Source organism: Rheinheimera sp. D18, assembly GCF_004345025.1.
Classification (GTDB): domain Bacteria; phylum Pseudomonadota; class Gammaproteobacteria; order Enterobacterales; family Alteromonadaceae; genus Alishewanella; species Alishewanella metallidurans.
This window is the reverse complement of record NZ_CP037745.1, coordinates 2,643,930-2,663,398: the sequence shown is the minus strand read 5'-3', so window position 1 is coordinate 2,663,398 and position 19,469 is coordinate 2,643,930. Positions and strand designations below refer to the sequence as shown.

The 19,469-nt window shown below is 54.6% G+C and carries 23 protein-coding genes; 16 read left to right on the top strand and 7 right to left on the bottom strand.

Features of this window, described 5'->3' with window-relative positions; genetic code table 11:
- The first annotated feature begins 61 nt into the window (after positions 1 to 61).
- Positions 62 to 466, top strand: coding sequence for a hypothetical protein (locus tag E0Z06_RS12620; protein ID WP_132585211.1), 405 nt, complete (start codon positions 62 to 64; stop codon positions 464 to 466).
- Positions 467 to 535: 69 nt separating this feature from the next.
- On the opposite strand, the gene E0Z06_RS12615 is transcribed toward E0Z06_RS12620, so the two are convergent.
- Both E0Z06_RS12615 and xseA read right to left on the bottom strand, forming a co-directional pair.
- The gene (locus tag E0Z06_RS12615; RefSeq protein ID WP_132585208.1) at positions 536 to 1,099 is read right to left on the bottom strand and encodes a gamma-glutamylcyclotransferase; all 564 of its coding nucleotides are present in this window, start codon (positions 1,097 to 1,099) and stop codon (positions 536 to 538) included.
- A 13-nt stretch (positions 1,100 to 1,112) separates the two neighbouring features.
- Positions 1,113 to 2,450, bottom strand: coding sequence for an exodeoxyribonuclease VII large subunit (gene xseA, locus E0Z06_RS12610; protein WP_132585205.1), 1,338 nt, complete (start codon positions 2,448 to 2,450; stop codon positions 1,113 to 1,115).
- 139 nt (positions 2,451 to 2,589) lie between these two features.
- Between xseA and guaB the strand changes: the two genes are divergently transcribed.
- The 12 genes from guaB (at position 2,590) to E0Z06_RS12550 (ending at position 13,640) form a co-directional block, all read left to right on the top strand.
- Positions 2,590 to 4,059 (top strand): IMP dehydrogenase, encoded by a 1,470-nt coding sequence (gene guaB / locus E0Z06_RS12605; RefSeq protein WP_132585202.1) that lies wholly within the window; start codon positions 2,590 to 2,592, stop codon positions 4,057 to 4,059.
- Between the two features lie 58 nt (positions 4,060 to 4,117).
- Complete coding sequence (guaA, locus tag E0Z06_RS12600) at positions 4,118 to 5,695, top strand: glutamine-hydrolyzing GMP synthase (RefSeq protein WP_132585199.1); 1,578 nt, start codon at positions 4,118 to 4,120, stop codon at positions 5,693 to 5,695.
- Between the two features lie 304 nt (positions 5,696 to 5,999).
- Positions 6,000 to 7,202: a site-specific integrase gene (locus E0Z06_RS12595; protein ID WP_000954590.1), complete on the top strand. Its 1,203-nt coding sequence runs from the start codon at positions 6,000 to 6,002 to the stop codon at positions 7,200 to 7,202.
- A 147-nt stretch (positions 7,203 to 7,349) separates the two neighbouring features.
- Positions 7,350 to 7,571 carry an AlpA family phage regulatory protein gene (locus E0Z06_RS12590; RefSeq protein WP_001179606.1) on the top strand — a complete coding sequence of 74 codons (222 nt, stop codon included), beginning with the start codon at positions 7,350 to 7,352 and terminating at the stop codon, positions 7,569 to 7,571.
- Positions 7,572 to 7,575: 4 nt separating this feature from the next.
- On the top strand, positions 7,576 to 8,403 hold the full coding sequence (locus tag E0Z06_RS12585; RefSeq protein WP_001162384.1) for a helicase RepA family protein: 828 nt from the start codon (positions 7,576 to 7,578) through the stop codon (positions 8,401 to 8,403).
- Positions 8,390 to 9,271, top strand: a complete 882-nt coding sequence (gene repC, locus E0Z06_RS12580) for a replication protein C, IncQ-type (RefSeq protein ID WP_000743064.1) — start codon at positions 8,390 to 8,392, stop codon at positions 9,269 to 9,271. Before E0Z06_RS12585 ends, repC begins: the two co-directional genes overlap by 14 nt.
- Positions 9,272 to 10,303: 1,032 nt before the next feature.
- Positions 10,304 to 10,492 (top strand): stabilization protein, encoded by a 189-nt coding sequence (locus tag E0Z06_RS12575; RefSeq protein WP_000024442.1) that lies wholly within the window; start codon positions 10,304 to 10,306, stop codon positions 10,490 to 10,492.
- Positions 10,493 to 10,632: 140 nt separating this feature from the next.
- Positions 10,633 to 11,412, top strand: coding sequence for a P-type conjugative transfer protein TrbJ (gene trbJ / locus E0Z06_RS12570; protein ID WP_000836966.1), 780 nt, complete (start codon positions 10,633 to 10,635; stop codon positions 11,410 to 11,412).
- A gap of 12 nt (positions 11,413 to 11,424) precedes the next feature.
- Entirely contained in the window at positions 11,425 to 11,661 is a 237-nt protein-coding gene (trbK, locus tag E0Z06_RS12565) for an entry exclusion lipoprotein TrbK (protein ID WP_000718002.1), read from the top strand.
- Positions 11,662 to 11,671: 10 nt separating this feature from the next.
- A complete protein-coding gene (trbL, locus tag E0Z06_RS12560) occupies positions 11,672 to 13,099 on the top strand; it encodes a P-type conjugative transfer protein TrbL (protein ID WP_001405816.1) in 1,428 nt (475 codons plus the stop codon).
- A 4-nt stretch (positions 13,100 to 13,103) separates the two neighbouring features.
- On the top strand, positions 13,104 to 13,352 hold the full coding sequence (locus E0Z06_RS12555; protein ID WP_000213809.1) for a hypothetical protein: 249 nt from the start codon (positions 13,104 to 13,106) through the stop codon (positions 13,350 to 13,352).
- 63 nt (positions 13,353 to 13,415) lie between these two features.
- Complete coding sequence (locus tag E0Z06_RS12550; RefSeq protein WP_000211355.1) at positions 13,416 to 13,640, top strand: type I toxin-antitoxin system ptaRNA1 family toxin; 225 nt, start codon at positions 13,416 to 13,418, stop codon at positions 13,638 to 13,640.
- Between the two features lie 36 nt (positions 13,641 to 13,676).
- Here the strand turns inward: E0Z06_RS12550 and E0Z06_RS12545 are convergent, their stop codons facing one another.
- The 5 genes from E0Z06_RS12545 to E0Z06_RS12525 all read right to left on the bottom strand — a co-directional run bounded on the left by E0Z06_RS12545 (position 13,677) and on the right by E0Z06_RS12525 (position 16,658).
- A complete protein-coding gene (locus tag E0Z06_RS12545; RefSeq protein ID WP_000131871.1) occupies positions 13,677 to 13,880 on the bottom strand; it encodes a hypothetical protein in 204 nt (67 codons plus the stop codon).
- Positions 13,881 to 13,994: 114 nt separating this feature from the next.
- Positions 13,995 to 15,062, bottom strand: coding sequence for an ACR3 family arsenite efflux transporter (gene arsB, locus E0Z06_RS12540; RefSeq protein ID WP_001272375.1), 1,068 nt, complete (start codon positions 15,060 to 15,062; stop codon positions 13,995 to 13,997).
- Positions 15,059 to 15,565 carry an arsenate reductase ArsC gene (locus E0Z06_RS12535; RefSeq protein ID WP_000140066.1) on the bottom strand — a complete coding sequence of 169 codons (507 nt, stop codon included), beginning with the start codon at positions 15,563 to 15,565 and terminating at the stop codon, positions 15,059 to 15,061. Before E0Z06_RS12535 ends, arsB begins: the two co-directional genes overlap by 4 nt.
- Positions 15,562 to 16,329 carry an arsenical resistance protein ArsH gene (gene arsH / locus E0Z06_RS12530; RefSeq protein ID WP_001239389.1) on the bottom strand — a complete coding sequence of 256 codons (768 nt, stop codon included), beginning with the start codon at positions 16,327 to 16,329 and terminating at the stop codon, positions 15,562 to 15,564. Before arsH ends, E0Z06_RS12535 begins: the two co-directional genes overlap by 4 nt.
- Positions 16,326 to 16,658, bottom strand: coding sequence for a metalloregulator ArsR/SmtB family transcription factor (locus E0Z06_RS12525; RefSeq protein ID WP_000447876.1), 333 nt, complete (start codon positions 16,656 to 16,658; stop codon positions 16,326 to 16,328). Before E0Z06_RS12525 ends, arsH begins: the two co-directional genes overlap by 4 nt.
- 147 nt (positions 16,659 to 16,805) lie before the next feature.
- Here E0Z06_RS12525 and E0Z06_RS12520 point away from each other — a divergent pair, with 147 nt between their 5' ends.
- From E0Z06_RS12520 to E0Z06_RS12510, 3 genes are all read left to right on the top strand, one after another.
- The gene (locus E0Z06_RS12520; RefSeq protein ID WP_001366550.1) at positions 16,806 to 17,543 is read left to right on the top strand and encodes a recombinase family protein; all 738 of its coding nucleotides are present in this window, start codon (positions 16,806 to 16,808) and stop codon (positions 17,541 to 17,543) included.
- Complete coding sequence (locus E0Z06_RS12515; RefSeq protein ID WP_000743213.1) at positions 17,540 to 17,764, top strand: hypothetical protein; 225 nt, start codon at positions 17,540 to 17,542, stop codon at positions 17,762 to 17,764. The genes E0Z06_RS12520 and E0Z06_RS12515 overlap by 4 nt, the downstream gene beginning before the upstream one ends.
- A gap of 210 nt (positions 17,765 to 17,974) precedes the next feature.
- A complete protein-coding gene (locus tag E0Z06_RS12510; protein ID WP_001120888.1) occupies positions 17,975 to 19,468 on the top strand; it encodes an IS91-like element ISVsa3 family transposase in 1,494 nt (497 codons plus the stop codon).
- The last annotated feature ends 1 nt before the right edge of the window (position 19,469 follow it).

Sequence of the window (19,469 nt, the reverse complement as noted above, 5' to 3'; positions counted from 1 at the left end):
AACCAATCACAACGGCATTATTGCCGCTAAAGAAGGCCATGCCAGACAAATGCATGCGGTAATGGAACAACGTTTTCAGCAGCAGTTGCACCGTTATCGCGCTAACCTTGGAACGAGTGCTAATCGCTCTGCGTTATTATCAGCCGAGCGAGGTGTTAATGTCGCCCGCAGTGGCCGTAATAACCAACGTACCGGTCAAACATTGCGCTTTGCCAATAGCCAACAAGTGGCAACAGTGCAGCGTTTTGTTAGTGGTACTAACATGGTGGGTCGTGGCGTATTAGTGTTAGATTTTGCCATGCGTACAGAAAAGGTCTACCACGCACAAAACTCTTGGCGTGAAGGTGTTGTGCAATACTCTGGGTTTGTTACTAGTGCTGGTATAGGAACATTAGTGCTTTCGCCAGCAGGTTGGGTAGTGTTAATTGGTGCTGCAGAACATTTAGAGGGTCCGATCCACATTTAGAGGGTCAGATCCAAAATTAACAATTGGATCTGACCCCCTATAGTTCTATATAGTTCTATAGTTCGTTCCCTACAATTTTAACAGCGCTTGTTCAATCGCAAACACATGCTCGTCGTGCTCGTTCATTTCTCGCAGTGCTGCGGCTAGTTTCAGTAAATACTCACTGTTTTCGCCACTTGGGCCTTGGCTGCGGGCAATATGTGCAGCTATGGCGGTGTCTGATTCTGGCCCCAAATAAGCGGCATTATCTGCGCTAGCTAAGTACAACACGCCTTCGGTTTGGCCCGGTGTATCAAGCCAGTGTAAGGTAGTAAACACGCGCAGGTAGCCGTTTTTCTCACGGTGGTCTAAATACTCAAAGGTATCTGGCGTAACTTCATAAGCCATACCAGCGCAGCGAGCAGTAGCAGTTTCAACCAGCGTTAATACTCGCCCAGGGGCTTCAGGTGTGCCGCGATGATCATGTGAGCCTTGCCAAAACCGGCGTTGCCAGCCGTAAATGCAGGCCGGCCTGCGGTTAAGGTAAGCAAAGTCAGCTTTATATATTAATGAGCCATAACCAAATAACCACACTGATTTTAAATGATTCAGCGGTTGTCGCTGCTGGTTAATAGCAATGGTATTGTGTGACATAGGCCCTCAGATTTTAACCCGTTGTAAGCTTGGTTACTTTAGCGGCAAATTCACCCTTGGCCAGCCGCACCGACACGCTGTCGCCTATTGTTAAGCTGTCGGTTGAGGTAAGTACCTGTTTGGTGTTGTCAAACGTGATGCTGTAACCACGCGCGAGTGTAGCTAGCGGACTTACGGTATTTAGTTGTAGGCTTAGCTGGGCTAGTTGCTGTTTATGCTGTTTTAGTTGTAACTGTTGCGCGCTAGTGAGCCGCCGAGCTAAATCGGCAATGCTTTGTTGTTGTGCTGTTATGGCTTTTAATGGTGATAGTTGGCGTAGGCTTTTATCAAGATACTGCTGTTGTTGTAACTGGCTTTGCAGCACGCGTTTTACATTGCTGGTTAGCCGTAGCTGTAATTCATCTAAGCGTTGCTGTTGTTGTTGTAGCCTGCGTTTTGGATGCAGCGCTAATAAGCGCTCGCTTAAATTCACTAACTTGGGGGTTAGCTGCTGCATACGCGCGCGCTGGGCTTGAATAAGCGCATTACGTAAGCGCTGTACGCGTTCTAACAAATGGCTTTGATCTGGCGATACTAACTCCGCCGCTGCCGATGGTGTAGCTGCGCGCATGTCGGCAACAAAATCGGTTAGGGCAAAATCTATTTCATGGCCTACGGCGCTTACTATTGGCATAGCGCAGTCGGCGATAGCCCGGCACAGCGTTTCATCATTAAAGCACCATAAGTCTTCTAGCGAGCCACCACCGCGGCCAATAATAAGTACATCGACTTCATTGCGCCGTATGGCGGTGCTTAGCATCTGCCTAAGCTGCGCTGCAGCGGTTTCGCCTTGTACTTGAGATGGATAAATAATAACTTCGATGCCCGGCGCGCGGCGCTGCAATACCGTAACAATATCGCGTATGGCGGCACCCGTCGGCGAGGTAATAACACCCACGCGCTGCACGTGGGCGGGAAGCGCTTTTTTGCCAGACAGATCGAACAAACCTTCGCTAAGCAGCTTAGCTTTTAGTTGCTCGAACTGCTGTTTTAGTAAACCGGCACCGGCGCTTTCAATAAATTCAGCCAGTAACTGATATTCACCACGCGGCTCGTACACACTAATGCGGGCGCGAATTAATACCTGTTGGCCATTTTGCGGCCGAAAGCTGCTATTGCGGTTAGCCTGTTTAAACATCGCGCATTTAACTTGTGCGGCGCTGTCTTTTAAAGAAAAATACCAATGGCCGCTAGCTGCAGCAACAAAATTAGATATTTCACCTTGCAACCACAGGGTTTGAAACTGTAGCTCAAGAGTTAAGCGCACTTCGCTATTTAAGCGAGAAACGGTATAAATATCGGGGTTTTGCATGCAACGCTCGTATCAACACTAATAGGTAAACTGGCGTTAGAATAACATAAAACAAAAAACCGTTTGTGATACGACGATAAAACCGCTAAAATTGTACCGCAACATTCCCTATCTTTTCAGCCACAGCGAGATTGTTGCAATGCTCAGGATCAAACAAGAAGCTCTTACCTTTGACGACGTGTTATTGGTACCGGCACATTCAAATGTTTTACCTCATACAGCCGACCTACGTACCCGACTGACTAAAAGCATCACGCTGAATATTCCTATGGTTTCTGCGTCTATGGACACGGTAACTGAAGCGCGTTTAGCTATTGCTTTAGCGCAAGAGGGCGGTTTAGGTTTTATTCATAAAAACATGACTATTGAAGACCAGGCCGCTAACGTGCGCCGGGTAAAAAAATTCGAAAGTGGTGTAGTGTCAGATCCCGTAACCGTTAGGCCAGATATGAGCATTCGTGATGTGCTTGAGTTAGCACAGCAGTGCGGTTTTTCTGGTTTTCCGGTGGTCGATGCCAGCAACAATTTAGTTGGTATGTTAACCAGCCGTGATATGAGCTTTCAAGCGAACAATAACGAAATAGTTAGCGGTTTAATGACGCCACGTGAGCGCTTAGTTACCGTGCTTGAAAGTGCGCCGCGTGAAGAAGCCTTTAAAAAAATGCACCAACACCGCATTGAAAAGGTGTTAGTAGTAGATAGCGAATTTAAGCTAAAAGGCTTAATTACCGTACGCGATTACTATAAAGCCGCTAGTAAACCTAATGCTTGTAAAGATGAACTAGGTCGTTTACGTGTTGGCGCCGCCGTGGGTGTTGGCCCTGGTACTGACGAACGTATTGCGGCGTTAGTTGACGCGGGCGTTGATATTTTGCTTATTGATACGTCGCATGGCCATTCACAAGGTGTAATTGACCGGGTAAAACAAACTCGCGCTCAGTATCCAGATTTACAAATTGTCGCTGGTAACGTTGCGACTGCGGACGGTGCCAAAGCCTTAGCTGAAGCGGGCGCGAATGCCGTAAAGGTGGGCATTGGCCCAGGCTCTATTTGTACTACGCGTATTGTTACCGGTTGTGGCGTACCACAAATTACCGCAATTTCTGAAGCGGCTATGGGTGTAGTGGGTACCGATGTAACTATTATTGCTGATGGCGGCATTCGCTTTTCTGGTGACGTGGCCAAAGCCTTAGTAGCTGGCGCAAATTGTGTGATGGTCGGTTCAATGTTTGCTGGTACGGAAGAAGCACCAGGTGATGTTGAGTTATATCAAGGCCGTTACTATAAGTCATACCGTGGTATGGGTTCATTAGGCGCGATGGCACAGCGTAATGGTTCGTCAGACCGTTATTTTCAAGGTAGTAACAACGCGGAAAAATTAGTACCAGAAGGTATTGAGGGCCGCGTCGCATACAAAGGCCCAATGGAAAACATTATTCACCAGCAAATGGGTGGCCTGCGCAGCGCTATGGGGTTAACCGGTTGCGCAACGATTGACGAATTGCGCACTAAACCAGAGTTTGTGCGTGTTACTTCTGCAGGTATGGGTGAGTCGCACGTACACGATGTGCAAATTACCAAAGAAGCCCCTAATTACCGTGTAAGCTAAACTGATTTTGGTGTTATCGGCTGGTTTATACCAGCCGCTTTACTTTTAAAAGGTCGCTATGAACAAAAACATTCATCACCACCGCATTTTAATTCTCGATTTTGGCTCGCAATATACTCAGCTTATCGCCCGTCGCGTGCGTGAAATAGGCGTCTATTGCGAACTGTGGGCTTGGGATGTAACTGAAGCACAAATTCGTGAGTTTAACCCAACGGGTATTATTTTATCTGGTGGCCCAGAAAGCGTGCACGAGGCTAATTCACCAAGGGCACCACAATACGTGTTTGAAGCTGGTGTGCCAGTGCTGGGCATTTGCTACGGCATGCAAACTATGGCTGAACAACTGGGTGGCAAGGTGCAAGGCTCAGATATGCGCGAGTTTGGCTACGCTCAGATTGAAGTCGTTAAAGCAAACGCCTTATTTGCCAAAATTGAAGATCATATCAGTGCTAATGGCAATGCGCTGTTAGACGTGTGGATGAGTCACGGTGATAAAGTTGTTGATATTCCTGAAGGTTTTATCACTTGTGCTACTACAACAACCTGTCCACATGCCGGTATAGTTGATGAAGCTCGCCAGTTTTATGGCGTGCAGTTTCACCCAGAAGTAACGCATACTCGTCAAGGTTTGCGCATGCTAGAGCATTTCGTGGGCGATATTTGTGGTTGTGACAAATTATGGACCCCAGCCAGCATTATTGAAGATGCTGTTATTCGCTTAAAGCAACAAATTGGTGATGATCAAGTTATTCTAGGCTTATCAGGTGGTGTAGATAGCTCAGTAGTTGCCATGTTGCTACACCGTGCTATTGGTAAAAACCTAACCTGCGTATTTGTTGATAACGGTTTACTGCGTTTAAACGAAGGCAAGCAGGTTATGGATATGTTTGGCGACCACTTTGGTCTCAACATTATCAAAGTTGAAGCTGAACAGCGTTTTTTAGAAGCGCTGGCTGGGCAAAGCGACCCTGAAGTAAAACGTAAAACCATAGGACGGGTATTTGTTGAGGTTTTTGATGAGCAATCACAAAAGCTAGAAAATGCGAAGTGGTTAGCCCAAGGCACTATTTACCCTGACGTTATTGAATCGGCTGGCTCCGCTACTGGTAAAGCGCATGTGATTAAGTCGCACCACAACGTGGGTGGCTTGCCAGAGCATATGAAGTTAGGTTTAGTTGAACCACTGCGCGAATTGTTTAAAGACGAAGTACGTAAAATAGGCCTAGAGCTTGGCCTACCGTATAACATGCTATACCGTCATCCGTTCCCAGGCCCAGGCCTTGGTGTGCGCGTGCTTGGCGAAATTAAGAAAGAGTACTGCGATATATTGCGTCGTGCCGATGCCATTTTTATAGAAGAACTGCATAAAGCCGATTTATATAACAAAGTGAGCCAAGCCTTTGTGGTGTTTTTACCGGTGAAGTCAGTCGGTGTTATGGGCGATGCCCGTAAATACGACTGGGTAGTCTCGTTACGTGCGGTAGAAACTATCGATTTTATGACCGCTCATTGGGCGCACTTGCCGTATGATTTACTCGGCAAAGTATCTAATCGTATTATCAACGAAATTAACGGCATTTCGCGTGTGGTGTACGACATATCAGGTAAACCACCAGCAACAATTGAGTGGGAATGATTCCGCGTCTGGCACAGCCAGGCACCTGATGGCATGAAATGCCGCTAAGCCCGCGTAATTGCGGGCTTTTTTTTGTTTGTGTTTGGCACGATCTGGCAACGGGAGGAAGCGCCAAGCACCGTTTGAGCATGGCATTAAAGCTGGTATTATGGTTTGGCGATGCCATGATTGATGCCGATACCATGCTGCGTTCTTTTGTGTGTTCATGGTATTAATATTCTATAAGTTACTGTTTCGTAAGAAAAAATACGATAAATTCGAGATTTTTTCAGCATGGTATCGGAGACGAAGAAGGACAAGGTACATGCTGACCGATACCAAGCTGCGCAATCTCAAGCCCAGGGACAAACTCTACAAAGTGAATGACCGGGAAGGTCTCTATGTGGCAGTGACTCCAGCCGGCTCCATCTCGTTCCGTTACAACTACTCAATCAACGGTCGGCAGGAGACCATCACCTTTGGGCGTTATGGTGTCGGTGGCATCACCCTGGCCGAAGCCCGCGAGCTGTTGGGTGACGCCAAGAAGATGGTTGCGGCGGGCAAGTCGCCGGCCAAGGAGAAAGCCCGAGACAAGGCGCGGGTGAAAGATGCAGAGACGTTCGGTGCCTGGGCGGAGAAGTGGCTGCGTGGCTACCAGATGGCCGACTCCACCCGCGATATGCGCCGCTCGGTTTATGAGCGTGAGCTGAAGCCGAAATTCAGCAATCAGAAGCTGGTGGAGATCACCCACGAAGACTTGCGGGCGCTGGCTGATGCCATTGTTGAGCGAGGCGCACCGGCCACCGCCGTTCATGTGCGTGAAATCGTGTTGCAGGTATTTCGCTGGGCCATCGAGCGTGGGCAGAAGGTCGAAAACCCGGCAGAACTGGTGCGCCCAACAAGCATCGCTCGATTCGAGCCACGTGACCGAGCGTTGACGCCAGAAGAAATTGGGCTGATGTACCAGTACATGGAGCGAGTGGGCACAAGCCCAACAAACCGTGCGGCGGCCAAGCTGTTATTGCTGACGATGGTGCGCAAGAGCGAGCTGACCAATGCGACCTGGAGCGAGATCAATTTCAGCGAAGCGTTGTGGACGATTCCAAAGGAGCGGATGAAACGCCGTAACCCGCACCTGGTATTTCTGTCCCAGCAGGCTCTGGATATTTTCATTGCCATGAAAACCTTTGCCGGTGGTTCCGACTTCGTTTTGCCATCACGGTACGACTCGGATGCGCCGATGAGCGCTGCCACACTTAACCAGGTGCTGACGCTGACTTACAAGGCGGCGCAGAAAGATGGGAAGTCACTTACCAAGTTCGGACCGCATGATTTGCGGCGCACAGCCAGCACGCTGTTGCATGAGGCCGGCTACAACACCGACTGGATCGAGAAGTGCCTGGCGCACGAGCAGAAGGGCGTGAGGGCTGTCTACAACAAGGCTGAGTACCGCGAGCAGCGGGCGGCGATGTTGCAGGATTGGGCCGATATGATTGATGAGTGGACTTCGGGAGGCAGTAAGGGTTGATGTTTTTGCTATCTTTGATAGCATTGAAGTTGATGCCGTGAATTTATAAATAAGGCCGCCATTGGCATCGGGCAGGTCAATTACCGATTAGCTGCTTCGCGCAGCTACTCGATGAATAGCAACTATTCATTTGAGAGGTATTGACCCATGCAAAATATAAAGACCCTCATCAACAGGAAGAAGCTCCTGGAGATGATCCCGCTTTCGACACGAACAATTTATAACCTGGAGCAGCGAGGGGATTTTCCACGCCGTATCGCGTTAACCAGTAGAAATGTCGCCTGGGATTTGTCAGAGGTCGAAGAGTGGATTGAGGCACGTAAATCATCGGGTGATCAAGCTGCGCGACCTGGCCCTATAGAGGGCTAGTTATATGGCTCTTGATCTTATGGCGGCTTTCACGGAATTGCCGCCACCCATTGATTATGTTCTGCCTAATATGGTTGCTGGCACTGTTGGTGCTCTTGTGTCGCCTGGTGGGGCTGGTAAATCCATGTTGGCCCTTCAATTGGCTGCACAGATTGCAGGCGGGCCTGATTTACTTGAAATAGGCGAGTTTCCCACCGGGCAAGTGGTCTATCTGCCTGCTGAAGATCCACCGGCCGCTATTCACCATCGTCTGCACGCCCTTGGGGCACACCTCAGCGCAGCGGAACGGCAAGCCGTGGCTGATGGTTTGCTCATTGAACCCTTGATCGGTAAATGCCCAAACATCATGGCTGCTAGCTGGTTCGATGCTCTCAAACGAGCCGCTGAAGGTCGTCGCTTGATGATCTTGGACACTTTGCGGCGCTTCCACATTGAGGAGGAGAACGCTAGCGGGCCGATGGCGCAGGTTGTTGGGCACATGGAGGCCATAGCCGCTGATACAGGCTGCTCCATTGTGTTTCTGCACCACGCGAGTAAAAGCGCAGCCATGATGGGGTCGGGCGATCAACAGCAGGCCAGTCGTGGATCGTCCGTACTGGTTGATAACATCCGTTGGCAATCGTACCTATCCGGCATGACGCAAGGCGAGGCCGAGATACTGGGGGTCGATGATTGTCAGCGTGGGTATTTTGTCCGCTTTGGCGTCAGCAAGGCCAACTATGGCGCACCTTTTCAAGAACTCTGGTTTAGACGGCACGACGGCGGCGTGTTGAAGCCTGCTGTACTGGAGCGGCAGTGCAAGGTGAAAAGGAGACAGCGTGAAGAAGCCTAAGCATGACCTGACCCACGTCCGACATGATCCCGCGCACTGTTTGGCACCTGGCCTGTTCCGCAGCCTCAAGCGTGGCGATCGCAAACGCTGCAAGCTGGACGTGACCTACACCTTTGGCGAGGACGAATCCATGCGTTTCGTCGGATTCGAACCTCTCGGGGCCGATGATATGCGTCTTTTGCAAGGCATCGTGGCCCTTGGCGGCCCGAACGGCATCTTGCTAACCCCGGAACCGACCAGTGAGACGGGGCGACAGCTACGGCTATTCCTTGAACCCCGTTTCGAAGCCATTGAGCAAGACGGCTTGGTGGTTCGTGAGAGCCTGACCAAACTGCTCTCAGAAACGGGCATGACGGATAGCGGCGACAACATCAAGGCGCTCAAAGCCAGCCTGCTGCGCATGTCGAACGTCACCATCCTTGTGACGAAGGGACGGCGGCAAGCCGCGTTCCACCTGATGAGTCATGCTTTTGACGAGACGGACGGCAGGCTATGGGTTGCCCTGAATCCGCGTATTGCCGAAGCGATCCTGGGGCATCGTCCATATGCCCGTATCGACATGGCGGAAGTGCGGGTGCTACAGACTGATCCGGCACGGCTGATGCACCAACGGCTATGCGGCTGGATCGACCCCGGCAAATCCGGGCGCGTGGAACTGGACACGCTTTGCGGCTATGTCTGGCCAGATGAAGCCAATGCCGAAGCTATGAAAAAACGCCGTCAGACTGCCCGGAAGGCACTGGCCGAACTTGCCGCCGTGGGTTGGGTAGTGAACGAATACGCCAAGGGAAAATGGGAGATCAAGAGGCCTGGCCCCACGGCAACTGCACCCGTTTACCGTCGTAACGTTCCCTTGTTACCGTCGTAACGCTCCCCTTCTGCCGTCGTAACGTTCCCCGTCCCAATTTGGAAAACCCAGACGGTGCGCTGCTTTGCGGGCAGTTTGGGAAATCCATCCAAGATTATCTAAAGATAATCCATCATGCGCGGTGCAGCTCGCGCCTTGAGGGCGCGTTCTGACCTTGCCAATAAAGCCCTGGCGGGCTTTATCAATCGGCCATAGGCCGATGGTTTAACGCCAAGAAGAGAAGGCGGCTTCAGTGGCCGCTGAAACGCCTTGTGAGAGGGGAAAACAACCCGGAGTCCCTTATTCCATGAGCTGAAGCAGAATCTGCGTCTAACGGTGCTGGAGGGCCGCTGTGTGCACTTGTAGTTATCTGTACTGAAACCTTGGCTCGAAACGTGAAATGGCTAAGCAGTGCCCATTCGTTCGGTAAGAATAATAAGAAGATTATTATTCTTATTATTACCAAGCAGGAATGAGCCGTGTGTGTTGGACGCCCATAACCAGTAACCTGCGTGAAGGTGTCAACATCAGGAAAGGTTGCCCCTCAAGTATCAATACGTCGCCTTAGTGGTATGACGGGAGGGGAGGCAAATTTCTTGTGTTCATTGACACTTGAGGGGCGGGTTATGCCCTTCTTTTTTGGCGTCCAACTCGCCCCATCGGGGCGAATGGTTTGTGTCGATTGTTGGCATTTTAGGTTCCGATTTAAAGCCGATTGAGCAGCGATTTTGAAGCGACTATGTCGATTGCAGGCCGATTTGGTGACGATTACGGTTATGTTGCCAAGAATCGGTGTTTGTTTGACGATAAAACGCTTTACGTTCGATATGCGCTAGATTTTCAATAGTGGGTGAAATGCGGGCAGGATGGGTGAAGTTAGCTAACCGGCAAGCCGGTTATCTATCTTCACTGTCCCTTATTCGCGCCGGGGGCACTCAACGGGAATCCTGCCCTGCGGGGCTGATCGGCTACCGCCGGTTGCAAGAGTATAGGTCTTGCTATTTTTAATATCTTTGATAGCATGGTTGTCGGGTACACCAAAAGGGTATTGATATGGCAAATGTGCTTATCAGGAATTTACCCGCCGAGGTGCACCGTGCGTTGAAAGTTCGAGCAGCGCTCAACGATAGGAGCACCGACGCGGAAATACGCGAAATACTGACGGCGGCAGTACAGCCGCTAGAGCTTGAAGAGATTGGCCGGGAAGTTGGCTTGTCCGAAAGCGATAAAAAAACAGAGTAGTTTTACGTTTGTAAGTCCGGGCCTCAGCGCCAAGGGCAATACCGATCAGCTAGTGGCGTAGCTCTTCGATGAAACGTTGCCGAGAACAAGCACAACGCTTGGTCAAGGCAATGCCTTCTTTTCATCGACGGAGTACGACCATGAAGTCCAAAATTTTAGCGGCTAAAAAAACCGCTCTAGCCGTTGCACTCGCAACCGGCTTTATCACCACTACCACCGCCCCTGTGCAAGCTGGTATCCCCGTCATCGACGGCGGCAACCTGGCCCAGAACATCATGACGGCCATCGAGTCGGTGGCGCAGACGCTCAAGCAGATTGAGCAGTACCAGACCCAGTTGCAGCAGTACGAAAATCAGCTCCAGAACACGATGGCCCCAGCCGCGTATATCTGGGATCAGGCGCAGACTACGATCAACCGGCTGATTGCCGCGCAAAACACGCTGGCCTATTACGAGAACCAGCTAGGCAGCCTGGATCGTTACCTGGCCAAGTTTCAGGACGTGGCCTATTACCGCAGCTCGCCATGCTTCAACGGCAGCGGCGGATGCACGCCGGCCGAAAAGGCAGCGATGGAAGAGAACCGCCGCCTGGCGTCAGAGTCGCAAAAGAAGGCCAACGATGCCCTGTTCCAGACCGTTGCCGACCAGCAAAAGGCTTTGAAGGATGACGCCCGTACCCTGGAGCGGCTGCAAGGCGCGGCCCAGGGTGCAACTGGCCAGCTACAGGCCATCGGCTACGCCAACCAGCTCGCCAGCCAGCAGGCCAATCAGCTCTTGCAGATTCGCACCATGTTGACCGCCCAACACAACGCGGAGGCAGCCCGGATTGCAGCAGAACTCGATGCCGAGGCGCGAGGTGATGCCAGGGCCGAGCAAATGCGTACCTGGACGTTTCGCCCGAGTCCGGCAGACAACTACTAGGGAGGCGGTGAGATGAAAAAAATCTTTTTTACTACCGCGGCTACGTTGCTGTTGTTGGCTGGATGTGAACAGGAAAGGATGCCCGAACCAAATGCGGCGACGTGTGCCCCCGATGCGTTCCAGGCAGCACTGAATGAAATGCGCAGCGAAGCGAACCGAGAGGCCTTTACCGAGGAATGCAGAGCATTCCAGAAGGCCAAGCAGATGCGTCAGTGGGAGTTCAAGCCCAGCCCTAAAGATGATTATTGAGGTGGTCGCCATGAGAAAGAAAATTGCTCTAGGTGGCTTGATGATGGTCGCCACAATGGTGCTGGCTGAACCTGCAATGGCGCAGGAGCTAAGTAGCAGCGGTGTTATGAATGATGTGCTCAAGCGTTTTCATGATGCTGCCGCAACATGGGGGCCAGCTATTGAGTCCGCTGCATCGCGTTTGTTCTGGACGCTGGTTGTGATTTCGATGGTCTGGACATTCGGCATGATGGCTTTGCGCAAGGCCGACATTGGCGAGTTCTTCGCGGAGTTCGTTCGCTTCACGATCTTCACCGGCTTTTTCTGGTGGTTGCTGACGAATGCGAACCAGGGCATGAATATCGCCGGTACGATTGTTCAGTCATTGCAAACTCTGGGCGCGCAGGCGGGGGGACTTTCCAATAGCAATCTTGGGCCCTCCAGCATCCTTGATCTTGGTTTCGAGTTATACAACCGCACAGTACAGGCCACCTCGGAGCTGGGATGGCGGCAGATGGCAACTGCTCTGGTCATGGAGCTAATGGCCCTGGCTGTTTTGTTTGTCCTGGCGTTGATTGCGGTCAACCTGTTGCTGTTGCTCGCATCAGCCTGGATTCTGTTGTATGCCGGTGTGTTCTTCCTTGGCTTTGGTGGAAGTCGTTGGACTTCCGACATGGCGATCAATTACTACAAGACCGTGCTGGGCCTGGCCGCACAGCTTATGGCAATGGTGCTTCTGGTTGCGATTGGCAAAGAGTTCATCAATCACTACTACACGCAAATCAGCGAGAACATGGCATCCCAGGAACTGGCCGTGATGTTGGTTATATCGGTCATCTTGCTTTTCTTGGTCAACAAAGTTCCGCCGATGATTTCTGGTCTTGTGTCTGGTGGTGGTATTGGCGCAGCCGGTGGAATTGGAAACTTCGGTGCGGGTGCGGCAGTTGGGGCGGCGGTGACGGCGGCCAGTATGGCAACTGGCGGCGCTGCCCTGGCAGGTAAAGCGGTTATGGGTGCCGCAGCCGGTGCAGCCGGAGGTGCAAGTGCACTCCAAGCGGCTTTTCAGAAAGCATCAGCGAGTATGGAAACCGGCGGTGACATGTCCAGCATGGGGTCAGTTGTCAGCAGTGGCGGAAACGGTGGTGGTGAAGCGGGTACTGCTGGCAGTAGCCCATTCGCCCAAGCGGCTGGCTTTGGTGACAGCGGCAGTAGCTCAAGCGGTGGCGGCTTTGCCAAGGCCGCGAAGCTGGCCACAGGCACGGCCTCCGAGTTAGCCAAGGGTGTCGGCTCTCAAGTGAAGCAGGGATTCCAGGAGCGAGTGAGCGAAACCACAGGCGGAAAACTGGCTGCTTCGATACGCGAAAGCATGGAGCCGAAAGAAGCAAGCCAATCTGGCCAGTTCGAGGGCAATAGCTTGGGCGCCGATTCTGGCCCAGATAGTAACGAAGTCAGGAGTTAGCACGATGACGACATCAACATACATGGCCGCATTGGCGGCCCTGGATGAAGCGCCAAGGGAAGAAGTCAGCCAGGTATTTATTTCGCCGCTGGGTGATCAATCGACCGAGGTCGATGCAGAGACAGAAACAGCCGCTTTTGTATCACGGCCAGACCCTATGAGAGAGAGCGAAACTAAGCCGATAAGTATTGAGGTTAATGGCGGCAGGAATGAGCGGTCAGCATTCGCGGAGGCGGCGGGGCTGTACCTGTAGGCGCACCGGGCTGGCCACAACCAGCCCGGCACTTTCAATCAACACCTACTGGAGAGGTGAATTATGACAACACAACATATTATCGAACCAGGGCAAGCAGTGCATCAAGCAGCGGCTATTCTTTCTTCTTTGGAGTACATCAACCAAGCGGAAGCGCGGAGCCTTGGGCCATTGGCCGAAGCCGTCGCTAATGCTTTTATGGTGGTGTACTACCAAGCTGAAACGGGCCGGGCGACACAGGCTGATTTTCAAGAAGCAATGAACGCCTTGCGCCAAGCGTGCAGCTAATGACGAAAGGGCGGCCACTCGAACTGGCCGCCTTTTTCAATCTTCACTGTTTGGCCATTCCCGACCCACAGACGGCGCATCCATCCATTCGCGTTCCTCCGGCGGCAGCGGGTAAGCCCCGGATGCTTCCGCGTCGGCCAGTAGTTCGGCCAGTGTGTAGCGCACCCGACCAGTGGAAACGGCGCGGGCCGGGTCGGCCTTCTCATGCAGCCTGTTCTCTAGGTTCTTTGGGTCTGTCATCGGGCGACCTCAGCAAGCATGGATACTAGGTGTTCCAGGTCAGTGATCGAATGCGCCAGGAAGCGGCCGGCGCGGCAATCTGCAATCATTTCCTCAGTTTTTTCCTACTCATGTTCAACCTCGTTCGTACCAGCTCTTCGAGCGATTCACCACGCGCACGACCAGCAGCATCACCGGCACTTCGACCAGGACGCCGACCACGGTTGCCAATGCAGCGCCGGAGTGCAGACCGAACAAGCTGATGGCGGCCGCCACGGCCAGCTCGAAGAAGTTGCTGGCACCGATCAGGGCCGAAGGACAGGCGACAGAGTGCTTTTCCCCCGCCCGCTTGTTCAGCCAGTAGGCTAACCCGGAATTGAAGAACACTTGAATCAAGATCGGCACGGCTAGCATGGCGATCACTAACGGCTGCCGGATGATGGCCTCGCCCTGGAAGGCGAACAGTAGAACCAACGTCAGCAGCAGCGCGGCCATCGACCACGGCCCGATCTTCTGCATGGCCCGTTCAAAGGCGGCCTGTCCTTGCTTGAGCAGATGCCGCCGCAAGAGCTGCGCCAGGATCACCGGCACGATGATGTAGAGCACGACCGAAATCAGCAGCGTGTCCCAAGGCACCGAGATCGAGGACATGCCCAGCAGCAGGCCGACGATGGGCGCGAAGGCCACGATCATGATGGCGTCGTTCAGAGCCACTTGCGAGAGCGTGAAAAGCGGGTCGCCGTTGGTAAGGCGGCTCCACACGAACACCATTGCCGTGCAGGGCGCGGCGGCCAGCAAGATCAAGCCCGCGATGTAGCTGTCCAGTTGATCGGCCGGCAGGAACGGAGCGAACACTTGTCGGATGAACAGCCACCCCAGCAGGGCCATCGAGAATGGCTTGACGGCCCAATTCACGAACAGCGTGACGCCGATGCCGCGCCAATGCTCTTTGACCTGGTGCAGCGCCCCGAAGTCGATCTTGACCAGCATCGGGACGATCATTACCCAAATCAGCAGGCCCACCGGCAAATTGACCTGGGCCACTTCCATGCGGCCTATGGCCTGGAACACGTCAGGAAGGCCCTGGCCGAGCGCAACACCGGCGACGATGCACAGGGCCACCCACAGCGTCAGGTAACGCTCGAAGCCGCTCATCGGGGCCTGGCGCGGCTTCGCGGCGATGGCCTGTGCGCCGGCGCTCATGCTTCCTGCTCGGTCTTGCCGATGTTCGCCAGCTCGCGCTTGATGGCCGTCTGGTCAAGCATTTTGAGAGGCAGATTCACGAACAGGCGGACGCGGTTCATCATGTGCCGGAAGGTTTGTTCGAAGGCCCGGCGCTTCTCGGCGTCAGTGCCTTCGACGGCGGCCGGGTCTTCAAATCCCCAATGCGCCGAGATCGGCTGACCAGGCCACACCGGACACATTTCGCCGGCGGCGTTGTCGCAGACGGTGATGATGAAGTCCATCTTCGGTGCGTCGGGCGTGGCGTACTCGTCCCAGCTCTTGCTGCGCAGATTCTCGGTCGGGTAATTCACCGACTCCACCTTTTCGACGGCGAAGGGATTGACCTTGCCGGTTGGGTGACTGCCGGCGCTGTAGGCGCGGAAGCGCCCTTGCCCCATCGTGTTGATGAGAGCTTCGGCCATGATGCTGCGCGCCGAATTGCCGGTGCAGAGGATGAGGACGTTATAGATTCTTTCGGTCATGATGTTTCGCTTTCTGGTAGTGGCTGGGGAGCAATGGCGATGGATGAAAGATCGGTGGCCTCGTCGATGACGTGGCCGGCCGCTTTCCGTTCGGAATAGCGGTCTGTCAGTGCTTCACGGTGCGGCCGTACCAGCGCCGTGAAGCGCACCAGTTCTTCCATCACATCGGCTATTCGGTCGTAGTACGGCGAGGGCTTCATGCGGCCCGCCGCGTCGAACTCTTGGAACGCTTTGGCGATACTCGACTGGTTCGGAATGGTGAACATTCGCATCCAGCGGCCGAGCAGACGCAAGGTGTTCACGGCGTTGAAGCTCTGCGAGCCGCCGGATACCTGCATCACGGCCAGGGTGCGGCCTTGGGTCGGCCGGATGCCGGCCATTTCAAGCGGCAGATGGTCAATCTGCGCCTTCATGACACTGGTAATCTGACCGTGGCGTTCCGGGCTGCACCAGACTTGTCCCTCTGACCACTCGGACAGGGCGCGCAGCTCCTTGACGGCCGGGTGATCGTCGCTTTGCACTTGATCGGGCAACGGCAAATCGGACGGGTCGAAGATGCGTGTTTCTGCGCCAAAGAATTGCAGCAGCCGGGCCGCTTCCTCGACGGCCAGCCGTGAGAACGAGCGGGCGCGCAGCGAGCCATACAGCAGCAGGATACGCACCGGCGGGGCGTCGGGTGCCAGCCCGAGCGCCGGGCGCTCGATGGCAAAGGATTTGTCCAAAGCGGGCAAAGAATCGGGGTCGGAAAGATGGCGAAGTCTCATGCCAACACCTTCCCGGCTTCCGTGGTGCAAGACAGGTTGCACACCTGGCCGCCGCAGCAGTTTTCCGTGAGAAAGGCCACCAGGTTAGTGGCCGTCGAAAAGTTCGCCTCGTAGATCACAAATCGGCCTTCTTGCCGCGACGTGACCATGCCGGCGTGTGCCAGCTCTTTCAGGTGGAAGGATAGCGAAGACGGCGGGATGCCGGCCGCTTCGCTGATTTTTCCGGCGGCCATGCCGGCGGGGCCGGCCTGGACGAGAAGCCGGAACACCGCGAGGCGCGATTCTTGAGCGATGGCCGCCAGGGCGGCTACAGCATTTATCGTTTCCATGTTTCAATAATAGTCGAAATATGGAGTGTGCTCAATAGCTCATTTAAGCTGTAAAAATGAGCTAGGCGCATTTAGATCGATATGTGATAAATTGGCCTGCCAGTTTAAGATGGGTGCATTTGAGTATGCCCAAAGGAGCCCGCAAGTATGCGCAGGACGAAGCCAGTAGCCGCGCCGATGGTGGCGCGGGTCTATCTGCGCGTCAGCACCGACGCGCAGGACTTGGAACGCCAAGAGGCGATCACTACGGCCGCGAAGGCCGCCGGCTACTACGTCGCCGGCATCTACCGTGAGAAGGCATCCGGCGCACGCGCCGACCGGCCTGAGCTGCTGCGCATGATCGGCGACCTACAGCCCGGCGAGGTGGTCATTGCCGAGAAGATCGACCGCATCAGCCGCCTACCTTTGCCCGAGGCCGAGCGCCTGGTGGCCTCGATACAGGCCAAAGGCGCACGCCTGGCCGTCCCTGGCGTGGTCGATCTATCCGACCTGGCGGCCGAGGCCCAGGGCGTCGCCAAGATCGTGCTGGAAGCCGTGCAGATCATGCTTTTTCGCCTGGCCTTGCAGATGGCCCGCGACGACTACGAGGACAGGCGCGAACGCCAGCGCCAAGGCATTGAGTTGGCCCGCCAGGCCGGGCGGTACAAGGGCCGCCGTGCTGATCCGAAGCGCCGCGCCCAAGTTGTCGCGCTGCGCAAGTCCGGCTACAGCATCAACAAGACCGCCGAGCTGGCCGGGTACAGTGCGGCCCAGGTGAAACGGATATGGGCCGAGGTCAGCCAGGCCGAAGCGAAGCAGCACGGCGCGTTCGTGGAGGACGCATTGACGGAAGCCGATGCCCTGGCCGCTGTCGGCCAGGATGAGCGCCAGGAGGAAAGGGCATGAAGAAGCCGAACCAAGACGACGAGCCGTTTTTCATCACCGAGGAGATTGCGGCCGAAATGATCGCCGGCGGCTATGAGTTCGAGCTGCCGCCCATTCCTTGCACCATCCGCCTACGCGACGTGCTGGAGCGCATGACCGATGCTGAGCTAGCATTGCAGCCGGGCGAGATCGCCGACCAGGAGCGTGAACGCTGCCGGCGCAAGCCGTGTTCAACCTCATGATCTGGTCATGGTATTTTTCATGGCACTGAGCCTGATAGTTCTTGCAAATTGTTGTCACTAAAGGGTTTTGTGTGCTTGTTTACAATCGAGTGGGAGTGACGGGCACTGGCTGGCAATGTCTAGCAACGGCAGGCATTTCGGCTGAGGGTAAAAGAACTTTCCGCTAAGCGATAGACTGTATGTAAACACAGTATTGCAAGGACGCGGAACATGCCTCATGTGGCGGCCAGGACGGCCAGCCGGGATCGGGATACTGGTCGTTACCAGAGCCACCGACCCGAGCAAACCCTTCTCTATCAGATCGTTGACGAGTATTACCCGGCATTCGCTGCGCTTATGGCAGAGCAGGGAAAGGAATTGCCGGGCTATGTGCAACGGGAATTTGAAGAATTTCTCCAATGCGGGCGGCTGGAGCATGGCTTTCTACGGGTTCGCTGCGAGTCTTGCCACGCCGAGCACCTGGTCGCTTTCAGCTGTAAGCGTCGCGGTTTCTGCCCGAGCTGTGGGGCGCGGCGGATGGCCGAAAGTGCCGCCTTGCTGGTTGATGAAGTACTGCCTGAACAACCCATGCGTCAGTGGGTGTTGAGCTTCCCGTTTCAGCTGCGTTTCCTGTTTGCCAGCCGGCCCGAGATCATGGGGTGGGTGCTGGGCATCGTTTACCGCGTCATTGCCACGCACCTGGTCAAGAAAGCGGGCCATACCCACCAAGTGGCCAAGACGGGCGCGGTCACCCTGATCCAGCGTTTTGGATCGGCGCTCAATCTGAATGTTCACTTCCACATGCTGTTTCTCGACGGTGTGTATGTCGAGCAATCCCACGGCTCAGCGCGTTTCCGCTGGGTCAAGGCGCCGACCAGCCCAGAGCTCACCCAGCTGACGCACACCATCGCCCACCGGGTGGGTCGCTATCTGGAACGGCAAGGCCTGCTGGAACGGGATGTCGAAAACAGCTATCTGGCCTCGGATGCGGTGGATGACGACCCGATGACACCCCTGCTGGGGCACTCGATCACTTACCGTATCGCTGTCGGTTCACAGGCGGGGCGAAAGGTGTTCACTTTGCAAACTCTGCCGACCAGTGGTGATCCGTTCGGTGACGGGATTGGCAAGGTAGCCGGGTCCAGCCTGCACGCCGGCGTGGCGGCCAGGGCCGATGAACGCAAGAAGCTCGAACGGCTGTGCCGGTACATCAGCCGCCCGGCGGTATCCGAGAAGCGGCTGTCGTTAACACGAGGCGGCAACGTGCGCTACCAGCTCAAGACGCCGTACCGGGACGGCACCACGCACGTCATTTTCGAACCATTGGATTTCATTGCAAGGCTGGCCGCCCTGGTACCGAAGCCCAGAGTCAACCTAACCCGCTTCCACGGGGTGTTCGCACCCAACAGTCGGCACCGGGCGTTGGTCACGCCGGCAAAACGGGGCAGGGGCAACAAGGTCAGGGTGGCTGATGAACCGGCAACACCAGCACAACGGCGAGCGTCGATGACATGGGCGCAACGGCTCAAGCGTGTTTTCAATATCGACATCGAGACCTGCAGCGGCTGCGGCGGCGCCATGAAAGTCATCGCCTGCATTGAAGACCCTATAGTGATCAAGCAGATCCTTGATCACCTGAAGCACAAAGCCGAAACCAGCGGGACCAGGGCGTTACCCGAAAGCCGGGCGCCACCGGCTGAGCTGCTCCTGGGTCTGTTTGACTGAC

What these genes read in the sequence shown, in the direction of transcription:
- E0Z06_RS12620 (WP_132585211.1), top strand. Translation starts at nt 62, where the DNA reads ATGGAACAACGTTTTCAGCAGCAGTTGCACCGTTATCGCGCTAACCTT.
- E0Z06_RS12615 (WP_132585208.1), bottom strand. Translation starts at nt 1,099, where the DNA reads ATGTCACACAATACCATTGCTATTAACCAGCAGCGACAACCGCTGAAT.
- xseA (WP_132585205.1), bottom strand. Translation starts at nt 2,450, where the DNA reads ATGCAAAACCCCGATATTTATACCGTTTCTCGCTTAAATAGCGAAGTG.
- guaB (WP_132585202.1), top strand. Translation starts at nt 2,590, where the DNA reads ATGCTCAGGATCAAACAAGAAGCTCTTACCTTTGACGACGTGTTATTG.
- guaA (WP_132585199.1), top strand. Translation starts at nt 4,118, where the DNA reads ATGAACAAAAACATTCATCACCACCGCATTTTAATTCTCGATTTTGGC.
- E0Z06_RS12595 (WP_000954590.1), top strand. Translation starts at nt 6,000, where the DNA reads ATGCTGACCGATACCAAGCTGCGCAATCTCAAGCCCAGGGACAAACTC.
- E0Z06_RS12590 (WP_001179606.1), top strand. Translation starts at nt 7,350, where the DNA reads ATGCAAAATATAAAGACCCTCATCAACAGGAAGAAGCTCCTGGAGATG.
- E0Z06_RS12585 (WP_001162384.1), top strand. Translation starts at nt 7,576, where the DNA reads ATGGCTCTTGATCTTATGGCGGCTTTCACGGAATTGCCGCCACCCATT.
- E0Z06_RS12575 (WP_000024442.1), top strand. Translation starts at nt 10,304, where the DNA reads ATGGCAAATGTGCTTATCAGGAATTTACCCGCCGAGGTGCACCGTGCG.
- trbJ (WP_000836966.1), top strand. Translation starts at nt 10,633, where the DNA reads ATGAAGTCCAAAATTTTAGCGGCTAAAAAAACCGCTCTAGCCGTTGCA.
- trbK (WP_000718002.1), top strand. Translation starts at nt 11,425, where the DNA reads ATGAAAAAAATCTTTTTTACTACCGCGGCTACGTTGCTGTTGTTGGCT.
- trbL (WP_001405816.1), top strand. Translation starts at nt 11,672, where the DNA reads ATGAGAAAGAAAATTGCTCTAGGTGGCTTGATGATGGTCGCCACAATG.
- E0Z06_RS12555 (WP_000213809.1), top strand. Translation starts at nt 13,104, where the DNA reads ATGACGACATCAACATACATGGCCGCATTGGCGGCCCTGGATGAAGCG.
- E0Z06_RS12550 (WP_000211355.1), top strand. Translation starts at nt 13,416, where the DNA reads ATGACAACACAACATATTATCGAACCAGGGCAAGCAGTGCATCAAGCA.
- E0Z06_RS12545 (WP_000131871.1), bottom strand. Translation starts at nt 13,880, where the DNA reads ATGACAGACCCAAAGAACCTAGAGAACAGGCTGCATGAGAAGGCCGAC.
- arsB (WP_001272375.1), bottom strand. Translation starts at nt 15,062, where the DNA reads ATGAGCGCCGGCGCACAGGCCATCGCCGCGAAGCCGCGCCAGGCCCCG.
- E0Z06_RS12535 (WP_000140066.1), bottom strand. Translation starts at nt 15,565, where the DNA reads ATGACCGAAAGAATCTATAACGTCCTCATCCTCTGCACCGGCAATTCG.
- arsH (WP_001239389.1), bottom strand. Translation starts at nt 16,329, where the DNA reads ATGAGACTTCGCCATCTTTCCGACCCCGATTCTTTGCCCGCTTTGGAC.
- E0Z06_RS12525 (WP_000447876.1), bottom strand. Translation starts at nt 16,658, where the DNA reads ATGGAAACGATAAATGCTGTAGCCGCCCTGGCGGCCATCGCTCAAGAA.
- E0Z06_RS12520 (WP_001366550.1), top strand. Translation starts at nt 16,806, where the DNA reads ATGCGCAGGACGAAGCCAGTAGCCGCGCCGATGGTGGCGCGGGTCTAT.
- E0Z06_RS12515 (WP_000743213.1), top strand. Translation starts at nt 17,540, where the DNA reads ATGAAGAAGCCGAACCAAGACGACGAGCCGTTTTTCATCACCGAGGAG.
- E0Z06_RS12510 (WP_001120888.1), top strand. Translation starts at nt 17,975, where the DNA reads ATGCCTCATGTGGCGGCCAGGACGGCCAGCCGGGATCGGGATACTGGT.